8 protein-coding genes are annotated in these 11,687 nt (G+C 74.8%); 6 read left to right on the top strand and 2 right to left on the bottom strand.

Annotated features, from left to right (window positions below):
• Positions 1 to 308: 308 nt before the first annotated feature.
• The 5 genes from MNZ39_RS10220 to MNZ39_RS10200 all read left to right on the top strand — a co-directional run bounded on the left by MNZ39_RS10220 (position 309) and on the right by MNZ39_RS10200 (position 6,878).
• Positions 309 to 2,249, top strand: coding sequence for a serine/threonine-protein kinase (locus MNZ39_RS10220; RefSeq protein WP_242338018.1), 1,941 nt, complete (start codon positions 309 to 311; stop codon positions 2,247 to 2,249).
• Positions 2,250 to 2,334: 85 nt separating this feature from the next.
• Positions 2,335 to 3,759, top strand: coding sequence for a BamA/TamA family outer membrane protein (locus MNZ39_RS10215; RefSeq protein ID WP_242338016.1), 1,425 nt, complete (start codon positions 2,335 to 2,337; stop codon positions 3,757 to 3,759).
• A gap of 29 nt (positions 3,760 to 3,788) precedes the next feature.
• Positions 3,789 to 4,442 carry a hypothetical protein gene (locus MNZ39_RS10210; RefSeq protein ID WP_242338014.1) on the top strand — a complete coding sequence of 218 codons (654 nt, stop codon included), beginning with the start codon at positions 3,789 to 3,791 and terminating at the stop codon, positions 4,440 to 4,442.
• The gene (locus tag MNZ39_RS10205; RefSeq protein ID WP_242338012.1) at positions 4,439 to 5,965 is read left to right on the top strand and encodes a PAS domain-containing sensor histidine kinase; all 1,527 of its coding nucleotides are present in this window, start codon (positions 4,439 to 4,441) and stop codon (positions 5,963 to 5,965) included. Before MNZ39_RS10210 ends, MNZ39_RS10205 begins: the two co-directional genes overlap by 4 nt.
• Before the next feature lie 148 nt (positions 5,966 to 6,113).
• Positions 6,114 to 6,878 carry an SDR family oxidoreductase gene (locus MNZ39_RS10200; RefSeq protein WP_242338010.1) on the top strand — a complete coding sequence of 255 codons (765 nt, stop codon included), beginning with the start codon at positions 6,114 to 6,116 and terminating at the stop codon, positions 6,876 to 6,878.
• Between the two features lie 70 nt (positions 6,879 to 6,948).
• Here the strand turns inward: MNZ39_RS10200 and MNZ39_RS10195 are convergent, their stop codons facing one another.
• Both MNZ39_RS10195 and MNZ39_RS10190 read right to left on the bottom strand, forming a co-directional pair.
• Positions 6,949 to 7,848, bottom strand: a complete 900-nt coding sequence (locus MNZ39_RS10195; RefSeq protein ID WP_242338008.1) for an RNA polymerase factor sigma-32 — start codon at positions 7,846 to 7,848, stop codon at positions 6,949 to 6,951.
• A gap of 339 nt (positions 7,849 to 8,187) precedes the next feature.
• On the bottom strand, positions 8,188 to 9,303 hold the full coding sequence (locus MNZ39_RS10190) for a glycosyltransferase family 4 protein (protein ID WP_242338006.1): 1,116 nt from the start codon (positions 9,301 to 9,303) through the stop codon (positions 8,188 to 8,190).
• Positions 9,304 to 9,546: 243 nt separating this feature from the next.
• Between MNZ39_RS10190 and glgX the strand changes: the two genes are divergently transcribed.
• The gene (glgX, locus tag MNZ39_RS10185) at positions 9,547 to 11,682 is read left to right on the top strand and encodes a glycogen debranching protein GlgX (protein ID WP_242338004.1); all 2,136 of its coding nucleotides are present in this window, start codon (positions 9,547 to 9,549) and stop codon (positions 11,680 to 11,682) included.
• The last annotated feature ends 5 nt before the right edge of the window (positions 11,683 to 11,687 follow it).

Genomic DNA, 11,687 nt, shown 5'->3' with positions numbered 1-11,687 from the left:
CGGTCTTCACCGCGCGGCCCGTCTTCTTCTCCGCGGCCTCGAGCGCCGCGACCAGCTCGCCCTTGGTCTTCCTGGACTGGCCCGGACCCAGCACCTTCCGGGCGAGCTCGCGCAAGCTCTCGACGGTCATCTTCCTGAAGTCGGCCATGGCAGTGTTCGAGAGAAATCCGGGTTGGCCGCGGTCCGCAAGGGGTTTCCCGGGTCGGCAGCGCGCGGGCGGCGGCGTTCGCGTCGCGTGTCCCCCCTGCGCGGGGCTGGGCCGGCCGTCCGCCTCTGCTACGCTCGAATCTCGCAACGGTGGGGGCCTCATGCACCGTCGGGCAACGTCGACCACGAGGGGACTCGAGCCGTGCGCGAGGTGCGGCGGCGCGCACCCCGCGGATGCGTCCTGCTCGTCTCCCCTGCCGACGCTCGCCTTCGGCGGTGGGCCCGGCCCGGCGCGGGCGCCCGCGGCGCAGGTCGCGGCGGTCGATCCGCTCCTGGGGACGCAGGTTGGCAGCTTTAGGATCTCGAGGCTCCTCGGCCGCGGCGGGATGGGCACCGTGTACCTCGCCGAGCATCCCGTGATCGGCAGCCGCGTCGCGGTGAAGTTCCTGCACGAGGCGATGGCGGCGGACGCGCAGGTCGTCTCGCGCTTCTACGACGAGGCGCGGGCGGTGAACCTCATCGGGCACGAGAACATCGTCGGCATCTACGACCTCTCGGTGCTCCCGCCGGGTCGCTTCTACTACGTGATGGAGCTCCTCGACGGCGAGACGCTCGCCGAGCGGGTCCGCGGAGGTCCGCTCGACCCCGCGACCGCCCTCGACGTCCTCCTGCAGCTCTGCGACGCGCTCCAGTGCGCGCACGAGCGGGGCGTCGTCCACCGCGACCTGAAGCCCGAGAACGTCTTCCTCGTGAACCGCCGCGGCCGCCGGAACTTCGTCAAGCTCGTCGACTTCGGCATCGCGAAGCTGCGCGGCGCCCGCGTCGCCGGCCGCACCGAGGCGGGTTTGATCGTCGGGACCCCCGAGTACATGGCGCCCGAGCAGTGCGAGGACGGTCCGATCGACGCGCGGACGGACGTCTATGCGCTGGGCGTCATCGCCTTCGAGCTCGCCACCGGGCGTCTCCCCTTCGCGGGGAGGAGCCTCGCGGCGCTCCTCCTCGCGCACCTCGAGGCGGTCCCCCCCCGCCCATCCGAGCTCGCCCCGGTCGCCCCGGCGCTCGAGCGGGCCATCCTCCGCGCCCTCGAGAAGGCCCCCGATGCGCGCTTCGCGGACATGGCCGCGTTCGCCGCGGCGCTCCGCGAGGCGCGCGCGGAGCTCCCGGCTCGCACGCCCTCCCCCGCTCCCGCCGCGGGCGCGGCACCGGTCCCGCGCGGTGCGGACGCCGCCCGGGAGGCCGCCGTCGAGGCGGAGGTGTGCGCCGGAGGCGCCCCCCCGGTGCGCCTCCCCGTCCGCGAGCTCACCCGGAGCGGCGCCTTCCTCCGCGGCAACGCGGCGCTCCCGCCGCTCCTCTCGCGGCTCCGGCTCACCCTCGCGCACCCCTCGCTGCGCGCGCCGCTCGGGCTGTCCGCCGAGGTGGTGCGCCACGTGTCCGCCGCCGAGGCCGCCGCCTGGCGGATGGACCCCGGCTTCGCGGTGCAGTTCGTGGACCTCGCGCCCGCGGACCGCGCCGCGCTCGCGACGCTCGCCGACACCCAGCGCCGCGCGACCCCGCCGCCGGCGGCGGGTCCCACGGGGGAGCCGCTCCTGCGCGCCCTCGAGGCCCGCGCCCCCGCGAGCCACTACGCGTTCCTCGCCGTGCCGCTCGACGCGGAGTTCGCCGACGTGCGGCGCGCCGCCCGGGGGCTGCGGGAGTCGCTCGAGGCGCTCCGGCTCCGGCCGCTCGCGGCCGATCACCCGGCCCGGGCGACCGCGCTCCTCGTACGCCTCGAGGCGGCGCAGGCGGCGCTCGCGACCCCCGCGGCCCGCCTCGCCCACGACGCCGAGCGCGGCAACGCCCTCGGCGTCTCGCGCTGCCTCGCCGCGGGCGTCCCCCGCGCCCTGCTCGAGTCGCGGCGGGCGGAGCTCCTCCGGGCGGCGCCCGCGCGCGGCGCCGAGGCGAGCCGCCAGCGCGCGCGCGCCGAGGTCGCCCGCAAGCTCGGGAACGCGGCCGCCGCCCTCGCGGCGTACGAGGCCGCGCTCGCGGCGGATCCACTCGACGTGGAGACCCTCGAGGCCTGCCTCGCCCTCCGCCGCGGGCCGAATGGCCCCGCCGCTCGCTGAGGAAGGCCCCCGCCGCGGGCTGAATAGACGATCCGAGCGCAGCGTCCAGGTCAGCGGGCCGCTCTTCGCCTACAATCGCCCGCCGATGACCGCGCTCGTCCCCGCCCTGCTGGCGCTCGCCCTCGGGCAGGCCGCCGCTGCCCCGGCCGCGCCGGAGCCCCCGCCGATCGCCGCCCCGGCGGTCGACGCGCCCGAGCCCGACCTCTCGCCCCTCCCGCGGCGCTACACCATCGAGCGGGTGGTCGTCTCCGGGCTGCACCACGCGCGCGAGCCGGAGGTGCGCCGCCACCTGCTCGTCACGGAGGGCGACCTGCTCGACGAGGAGCGCGTGCTCCTGTCGCGGCTGCGGCTCCTCCAGCTCGGCTGGTTCTCCAAGGTCGAGACGCGGGTCGAGCGCGGGAGCGAGCGCGGCCTCGTGGTGCTCGTGGTCGAGGTGGTCGAGCGGAACACGCTCCTCGTCACGGATCTCGTCCTGGGGTCGACGGGGCCGCAGCCCATCTACGGCGGCCTCGGCCTCTCGCAGCAGAACTTCCTCGGCCGGGGCTTCGGCCTCTCGGGCGCGTTCGTCTACGGCGGCTCGCCCGCGGGCCGGCCGCAGGATCCCGGCCGCTTCGCGGTGCGAGGCAGCTTCTTCGCGCCCGACCTGCCGCTCGCCCGCCGCGGGGCGCGGGGCGAGCGCGGCCTCGTCCTCGGCGCGACCGTCCTCTTCGTGCGCGGGGAGGAGCTCGCCTGCGGCGACCCGGACTGCGACGCCTTCTCGGACGACTTCGGCGCGGCGCCGCGGCTCCGCTACCAGCGCGCCTCGTTCGAGGGCACCATCGGCATCCGCCCCGGCGCCTTCGAGCGGCTCCTCGCGAGCTACCGGTACGAGGCCCTCCGGGAGCTCTCCGCCGGGGGCACGCCGGCCGCGCCCGAGAACCTGCCGCCGCTCCGGCCCGGCCGCTCGCGCCTCTCGGCGCTGACGGGGACCTACGAGATCGACACGCGCGACGACTTCTTCCTGCCGCGCGAGGGCCTCCGCGGCCTCGCCCAGGTGACGTTCGGCTCGCGCGTGCTCGGCGGCGACTACGAGTACAGCCGCTACCTCCTGCAGCTCGAGACGGCGTTCGGGCTCCTCGACCTCCCCCTCCGCCTCCAGGCGACGCTGGGCGCCGCGCAGGGCGGCGCGCCGTTCTTCGAGCGCTTCTACCCGGCGGACCTCGCCTACTTCGCCGTGGGTCCCGCCCTGGCGCGCTCGCTCGAGCTCAACTTCTCGACCGACTCGCGCTACGACGCGTTCGTCGCCATGGGCGGCCTCGAGTACGCCGTGCCGCTCTGGCAGCGGCAGGCGTTCTTCCGGCGCGGCTACCTCGCGCTCGGCGCGCGCGGCGTCTACTCCTCCCAGGTGCTCGGCGGCGCGCGGACCCGCTTCTCCCGCACCCCCGTCTCGGCCGAGCTCGCGCTCCGCCTCGACACGCCCGTCGGCGTCTTCAACGCGTCGCTCGGCTACGCGGTGGACAACCTGCTGTGACGCGCGCTCCCCGCAGGACCGGCCGCGCCGTGCGCCACCTCCTCGCCGCCCTCGGCGCCGCGGCCGCGCTGGGCGCCGTGGCCGCCGGCCCGCCCGAGCCGCTCGCCGCCCGGGTCGCTCCGCGCGCCGGCCGCGTCGAGGCGAGCCTCGATCTCTCCGCCGCGTTCCCGGCCGCGACCGAGCGCGACTTCGGCAACGGGCTCACGAACGTCGTCGCGATCTACGTCTCGGTCGTGCCCGACGGGTCCCGCGCGCCGGCCGCGCTCTACGGGCGGGTCGTGGAGATCCTCTTCGACGTCTGGGAGGAGACGTACGCGGTGACGGTGAAGGACCCGCGCGCGCCCCAGGGCGTGCACTACGTGCTGCCGGACTTCGCGGCGCTGCGCCGGTTCCTCTCCGAGGCGCGCGGCGTCGACCTGGGTCCGGTGCAGGCGCTGCCCGGGGCGCCCTACCACCTCGAGGCGCGCGTCGAGGTGAACCCCGTCTCGCGCGAGCAGCTCCAGCGCACGCGCGAGTACATCGCGAACCCCGCCGCCGGCACCCGCACCTCGGGCGGGACGCGCAGCGTGCTCGGCGCCGTCGCGAGCTTCCTCCTGCGCGAGCCCGATCCCGGCAGCGACGTGCACCTCTTCCGCTCGCGCTCGTTCGCGCCGGGCGCCGCGGCGTCGGGGGCGGGGCGGTGAGCGGCGCGCCCTCCCTCGTCCGCCGCGCGGCCGGCGCGCTCCGCGTCTCCCGGTTCGAGGCGAAGATCGCGGTCGCCCTCGTGGTCTCGGCGACGCTGCCGCTCCTCGGCGCGCTCCTCCTCGCCGGGAAGCTCGCCGAGGAGAACCTCGCGCTCGGCCTCGACCCCCGCGTGGTGGAGCGGCTCGAGGCGGTGCCCGCGCTGTACGGCGACCTCTTCCAGGCCCGCAAGCAGCTCTACGCCGAGCAGGCGCGCGCGCTCGCGCGCGGGCTCCCCAGGGACCGCGGGCGGACGCACGCGTATCTCGAGTCGGCGCTCGCGAAGACGCCGCGGCTCCGGCGCGTGTCGCTCCACGCCGCGGACGGCGCGGTCGTCGCCGAGGCCGAGACGCAGGCGGAGAACCCCGAGGGCGAGTGGCGGGAGGCGCCGGCGCGGGTGGCGCTCCCCGGCGGCGGCCGCCTCGACTGCACGTTCGCCATCGAGGCGCGCTACTTCGCCGAGCTGGGCGAGGCGCGCGAGGTGGGCGAGCTCGTCCAGGGCGTGGACGCGCTCCGCTCGGAGATCCGGCGGAGCTACGTGCGCGCCTTCGCGCTCCTCCTCGTCGCGTGGGCGGCGGGGGCGGCCGCGATCGGCATCCTGCTCGCGCGCCGCACCACCCGGCGGGTCACGCGGCTCGTCGGGGCGGTCCGCCAGCTCGCCTCGGGCGACCTCTCGGTCCAGGTCGATCCCGGGCGGGCGAACGACGAGGTCGCCGGCCTCGCCCGCGCGTTCAACGCCATGGTCCGCGAGGTGCGGGAGAGCCGCGACCGGATCGTCTACCTCGAGAAGATCTCGGGCTGGCAGGACGTCGCGCGCCGGCTCGCCCACGAGATCAAGAACCCGCTGACGCCGATGAAGCTCGCGTTCCAGCAGCTCGAGGCCCGCTGGAAGGCGACCCGGGTCCGGGACCCCGACTTCGGCAAGCTGCTCGGCGAGGCGGGCGAGATCGTGCGCGAGGAGATCGGCACGCTGCAGCGGCTCGTGGACGAGTTCTCGGCGTTCGCAAAGCTCCCGGAGGTGCGGTCCGAGCCGTCGGAGCTCGGCGCGTTCGTGAAGGAGTTCCTCCGCACGAGCAAGCAGCTCGGGGCGGCCGCCGAGCTGTCCGTCGTGAAGGCGAGCGGCCCCTGCCCGGTCGCGCTCGACCGCCAGCTCATGCGCCGGGTGCTCACGAACCTCTGCCAGAACGCCATCGACGCGGCGCGCCCGGCGCGCGCCCGGATCCACCTCGGCATCGCGCGCACGCGCGAGCGCGCCGTGCTCACCGTCGCGGACGAGGGGCCCGGCATCGACCGGGACCTCTGGGACCGGATCTTCGACCCGTACTTCACGACGAAGGGGGTCGGCGGGACCGGCCTCGGCCTCGCGATCGTGAAGAAGATCGTCCTCCAGCACGGCGGCGAGATCCAGGTCGGCGATCGCCCGGGCGGCGGCGCGTCCTTCACCATCGCCCTGCCGCTCGCGCCCGAGGCGCAGCGGGCCGCCTGACGGCCCGCGGGCGCGGCGGCCCGGGCCGGGATCGCGGGCGGAGACTCGCGTCGGCCCCCCCGCGGGCGGCGCGGAGCCCGCCCCGGCCCGGGTCCCCGCTGCGACGGCGGGTTCAGCTCGAGCGCGCAACGCTGTAGCATCCGCCGCCATGGCATACGATCTCGACGGCAAGGTCGCGCTCGTCACGGGCGCGACGGCGGGGTTCGGAGCGGCGTGCGCGGAGGCGCTCCTCCGCGCGGGCGCGCGGGTGGTCGCGACGGGGCGGCGCGAGGACCGGCTCGAGGCGCTCGCCGCCAGGGGCGGCGGCCGGGTCCACCCGCTCGTGCTCGACGTGCGCGACCGGGGCGCGGTCGAGGCGGCGATCTCCGGCCTCCCCCCGGGGTTCGCGGCGATCGACGTGCTCGTCAACAACGCGGGGCTGGCGCTCGGGCTCGAGCCCGCCCAGCGCGCGTCGCTCGACGAGTGGGAGACGATGATCGCGACGAACTGCACCGGCCTCGTGACGGTGACGCGCGCGGTGCTGCCCGGGATGGTCGAGCGGAACCGCGGGCACGTCGTGAACCTCGGGTCCGTCGCGGGGAGCTACCCGTACCCGGGCGGCAACGTCTACGGCGCGACGAAGGCGTTCGTGCGGCAGTTCTCGCTCAACCTGCGCGCCGACCTCCTCGGCACGGCCATCCGGGTGACGTCGATCGAGCCCGGGATGGCGGAGACGGAGTTCTCGCTCGTGCGGTTCGGCGGCGACGCCGAGCGCGCGAAGAAGGTCTACGAGGGCGTGACCCCGCTCTCGGGCGAGGACGTGGCGGACGCGATCGTCTGGTGCGTGACGCGTCCCGCCCACGTGAACGTGAACGCGCTCGAGCTCATGCCCGTGCAGCAGGCGTTCGCGCCGTTCGCGGTGAGCCGCAAGTGAGCCTCGCCGAGACGCGCGGCGCCGCCGGCCCGTGGGGGGCGGCGGCGCCGTCGAGGCCTCGATCGCCGCGCTACTCCGTCGCCTCGGCCCCCATCGTCGCCGGGTAGCCGATCTCGTCGGCGAGCGGCTGCAGCTCGCGGCGGAGCTTCTCCAGCGCGCGGATCTCGAGCTGGCGCGCGCGCTCGCGCGAGAAGCCGAAGTGCTGGCCGAGATCCCGCAGCGTCTCCTTGCCGTCGCCCATGATGCGGGCCTCGACGATGTGGCGCTCGCGCGGGTCGAGGCGGCCCATCGCCTCGCTCACGCGCCGGTTGACGATCGCGTCCTCCTCGACGCGGGCGAGCTCCTCGTCCTGAGGATCCGCGTCGGCCGGGGTGAACTCGAGGTGCGTGCTCGTCCCGTCGGCGACCGGGGCGTCGAGCGAGAGATCGCGCCCCTCCATCCGCTGCTGCATCTCGATGACGTCGCTCGCCCGGACGCGGAGCTTCTTCGCGACGAGGTTCACGTCGATGCCCTCGGACTCGAGCCCGGCGCCCGGAGTCACGCGCTCGATCTCGTGGCGGGTGCGGGCGAGCGAGAAGAAGAGCTTCCGCTGCGCCTGCGTGGTCCCGATCTTCACGAGCGACCAGGACTTCAGGATGTGGTTCTGGATGTACGCCCGGATCCACCAGACCGCGTACGAGATGAGCCGGATCTCCTTGTCCGGATCGAACTTCTGCACCGCCTTCATGAGGCCGATGTTGCCCTCCTGGATGAGGTCGGCCATCCGCAGCCCGTAGGAGCGGTACTCGAAGGCCACCTTGACGACGAAGCGGAGGTTCGCCTCCACGAGCCGGTGGGCGGCGCGCGTCTTCCCCTCGTCCCGGTACTCGCGGGCCAGGCGACGCTCCTCTTCCACGGTGAGGAGCGCGACCTTGTTGATCTCGCGGAGGTACTGGTCGAGGGTGCTGCTCGCGCCGGTCGTTCGATTCATCGTTCCTGCCTCCTGGTGGCCTCGTGGTGATGTCGCGTCAGAGCCATCGAGCAATGGGCGTGCCGCGGGGGGAGGTCCCCTGTTTCTGGCGCAAAACCGGGGGGTGCCGCGCCGCCGGAGCGGACGCAGACTGTAAGAACGAACGCAGTCGCCCGGTTCGAGATCGGTAAGCGCGACAGGAGCGGCCATCCGCGGGCGCGAGGCCTCGCCGGTCATGGCGGCGCTCGCTCGTGCGCTCGTGCTCCAGGGAGCCAGAGCCTGCAGAAACGACGGCCAGCGTCCGGGCGCCGGAGCGCCCGGCGAGCGGGCGAGCGACCGGTCTCGCGCAGAGGACGAACCTCATGGAGGGGTTCCGAGGGCAGCAGCGCGGCCGGTGAGCGTGCGGTACAGCTCGAGCGTCCGGTCCGCCATCCGCTTCGGGCTGAACCGGCGCGCGCGAGCCCGCGCGCGGCCGGCGAGGAGCGCGCGCCGTCCGGGATCGGCCGCGAGCGCGCCGATGGCCGCGGCGAGGGCGTCGTCCTCGCCCGGCGTGACGAACGCGGCCGCGCCCGCCCAGCTCTCGCGGAGGCTGGGAATGTCTCCGAGGACGAGCGCGCAGCCCGCGAGCGCCGCCTCGAGGACCGAGAGCCCGAACGGCTCGTACCGCGCCGGGTGCGCGAAGATGGCCGCCTCTCCCATCCATCGGGCGAGCTCCTCCTCCGGCAGGTGGCCGAGGAGCTTCGCGCCGCCACCGGCCTCCGGCACGCGGGGCGCCCGGGTCGCGCGCGCGGGCTCCTCGGTCTCGCCGGCGATCGCGACGCGCCAGGGGAGCCGGAGCCGCGGCGCGATGCGCACCAGCGCCGCCGCGTTCTTCGCCTCGTCCCACAGCCGTCCGGCGCCGAGGACCAGCTCCGCCTTCGCTCGCGGGCGGAAGCGCGCGGGGTCGCGGCCGCCGGGGATGACGGTCGGGCGCGGGATCGGGCCGTAGTGGCGGACGAGCGCCTCGGCCATCGCCGCGCTCGGCGCCGCGACCGCGTCGGCGCCGCGCAGCCCGGCGGCCACGACGTCGCGGTAGTGGTTCCACTCCGGAGGCGCGACCTCGTGCCGGACCGCCTCGAACCACGACAGCACGCAGGAGTGCCCCATGACGAGCTTCGGCGCGCGGAACGGGAGCGCCCCGTGCGCGAACGCGTTGGAGTGGACGACGTCGGGGCGCTCGCGCGCCTCGAGCTCGAGGAGCCAGCGGCCCGCGGCGCCGACGTCCTCCCAGGGGTCCTCCATCCACTCGAGCCGAAAGGCGCGCTCCTCGTGCACGAGGCCCGGGATGCCCGCGAGCGCCCGTCGCTGGTCGGGCGTGAGCAGGCGCCCTTCGGTGGCGAGCACCACGGCGACGCCCCGGGCGGCGAGCGCGCGCGAGAGCTCGACCGCGTAGGTGAACACGCCCCCGAGGGCGTCCGCGACGAGGAGGACCTTCATCGGCGCCCTGAGATCCGGTCGAGCACGACCTGCACTTCGACGATGCGTTCCATCTCCGGATCGTAGCGGCCGCCCTCCGCGAGCGCCCCGGCGAGATGCGCGACTCGGGTTCGAGTACTACGCCATCCGCCGGTCGCGGTCCCGCGCCGGCGCGCGCCCCCGCCGGTCGGGCAGTTGCCCGATGGCCGTCCGTCCGGTGCGGGAGCAGCTTGAGGGAGGCCCGGACATGGAGCGGGCCCCCCCATGGCGGACGAGATGCTCTGGCCGGGTCGGCCCCACCCCCTCGGCGCGACCTGCGACGACGAGGGCACGAACTTCGCGGTGTACGCGCGCGAGGCGGACGCGGTGGACCTCTGCCTCTTCGATCCCGCCGATCCCGCGCGCGAGCTGCGCCGCGTGCGGCTCACCGAGCGGACGGGGCACGTCTGGCACGGCTACCTGCCCGGCGTGAAGGCGGGGGCGCTGTACGGCTACCGCGCCCACGGCCCGTACGAGCCCGAGGTGGGCCTCCGCTACGACGGCGCGAAGCTGCTCGTGGATCCCTACGCCCGCGCGATCTCGGGCGAGGTCGATCTGGCGGGTCCGATCTTCGCCTACCGGCCCGACGCGCCCGAGCAGGACCTCGCCATGGACGACCGCGACAGCGCAGCGGCGGTCCCGCGCTCCGTCGTCGTGGGCGGGGGCTTCGACTGGGGCGACGATCGTCCGCCGCGCACCCCGCTGCACCGGAGCCTCATCTACGAGGTGCACGTGAAGGGCTTCACGGCGCGTCACCCCGAGGTCCCGCCCGAGCTGCGAGGCACCTACGCCGGGTTCGGCTCGCCGCCCGCCGTCGCCCACCTGCAGCGGCTCGGCGTGACCGCGGTCGAGCTGTTGCCGGTCCACGAGTACCTCGACGACCCCTTCCTGCACGCGAAGGGCCTCACGAACTACTGGGGCTACTCCACCCTCGGCTTCTTCGCGCCGGAGCAGCGGTACGCCCGCGGCAGCCGCGGCGAGCAGGTGACCGAGTTCCGCGAGATGGTGAAGGCGCTGCACGCCGCGGGGATCGAGGTGATCCTCGACGTCGTCTACAACCACACCTGCGAGGGGAACCACCTCGGCCCGACGCTCTCGCTGAAGGGGCTCGACAACCGCAGCTACTACCGGCTCGTCGACGAGTCGCCCCGCCACTACTGGGACGCGACCGGCTGCGGGAACTCGCTCGACACGACGAACCCGCAGACGCTGAAGCTCGTGATGGACTCGCTCCGCTACTGGGTCGAGGAGATGCACGTCGACGGCTTCCGCTTCGACCTCGCCGTCACGCTCGCCCGCGATCCCGAGCTCTTCGACGAGGCGTCGCGCTTCCTCGTCGCCGTCCACCAGGATCCGGTGCTCGAGCGGGTGAAGCTCATCTCCGAGCCGTGGGACCTCGGCCCGGACGGCTACAAGGTGGGCGCGTTCCCGGTGCGCTGGTCGGAGTGGAACGGCAAGTACCGCGACGTCGTGCGCCGCTTCTGGAAGGGGGACGAGGAGCTCGCGAGCGAGATGGGCTACCGCCTGACCGGCTCCGCCGACCTCTACGAGGGGGCCGGCCGGAAGATCTACGCGAGCGTGAACTTCGTCACCGCCCACGACGGCTTCACGCTGCGCGACCTCGTCAGCTTCGACCACAAGCACAACGAGGCGAACCTCGAGGAGAACCGGGACGGCGCCGACGACAACCACTCCTGGAACTGCGGGGCGGAGGGCGAGACGGACGACCCCGCCATCCTCGCCCTGCGCGACCGGCAGATGCGGAACCTCATGGCGACCCTGCTCGTGTCGCAGGGCGTCCCCATGATCGCCGCCGGCGACGAGCTGGGGAAGACGCAGGGGGGCAACAACAACGCGTACTGCCACGACGACGAGCTCTCCTGGCTCGACTGGAACCTCGACGAGCGCCGCCGCGCCTTCCTCGCCTTCGTGCGCAGGATGGTCAAGCTGCGGATGGAGCAGCCGGTGCTGCAGCGGCGCCGGTTCTTCCGCGGCGGCCACCCGTGGGACTCGTCGCTCAAGGACCTCGCCTGGTTCCGCCCCGACGGCTCGGAGATGACGGAGGAGGACTGGCAGAAGCCGTTCGCGAGGTCGGTCGCCTTCCTCCTCGGCGGCGACCAGATCGCGACGCCGGACGAGCGGGGCGAGCGGATCATGGGCGACTCCCTGCTCGTCCTCCTCAACGCCTGGCACGAGCCCGTCACCTACGTCCTGCCCGACGTGGACTGGGGGCAGGAGTGGCAGGTGCTCGTGGACACCGCCGGCGCGTCCGAGGAGAAGCACGAGCACGTGAAGGCGCGTGGCGCCGTGCCGGTCGAGGCGCGCTCCCTCGTGATCCTCTCCCGCCCGGCCGATCGCTGACGCGG

The sequence above is a fragment of the Anaeromyxobacter sp. SG66 genome (assembly GCF_022690805.1).
GTDB classification, from domain to species: domain Bacteria; phylum Myxococcota; class Myxococcia; order Myxococcales; family Anaeromyxobacteraceae; genus Anaeromyxobacter; species Anaeromyxobacter soli.
Note: the sequence above shows the minus strand (reverse complement) of the source record. Positions and strands in the feature narration are given on the sequence as shown.

Bases quoted from the DNA above. Each gene is read 5' to 3' on its own strand.
- MNZ39_RS10200 (WP_242338010.1), top strand. From the start codon at position 6,114: ATGGCATACGATCTCGACGGCAAGGTCGCGCTCGTCACGGGCGCGACG.
- MNZ39_RS10220 (WP_242338018.1), top strand. From the start codon at position 309: ATGCACCGTCGGGCAACGTCGACCACGAGGGGACTCGAGCCGTGCGCG.
- MNZ39_RS10215 (WP_242338016.1), top strand. From the start codon at position 2,335: ATGACCGCGCTCGTCCCCGCCCTGCTGGCGCTCGCCCTCGGGCAGGCC.
- MNZ39_RS10190 (WP_242338006.1), bottom strand. From the start codon at position 9,303: ATGAAGGTCCTCCTCGTCGCGGACGCCCTCGGGGGCGTGTTCACCTAC.
- glgX (WP_242338004.1), top strand. From the start codon at position 9,547: ATGGCGGACGAGATGCTCTGGCCGGGTCGGCCCCACCCCCTCGGCGCG.
- MNZ39_RS10195 (WP_242338008.1), bottom strand. From the start codon at position 7,848: ATGAATCGAACGACCGGCGCGAGCAGCACCCTCGACCAGTACCTCCGC.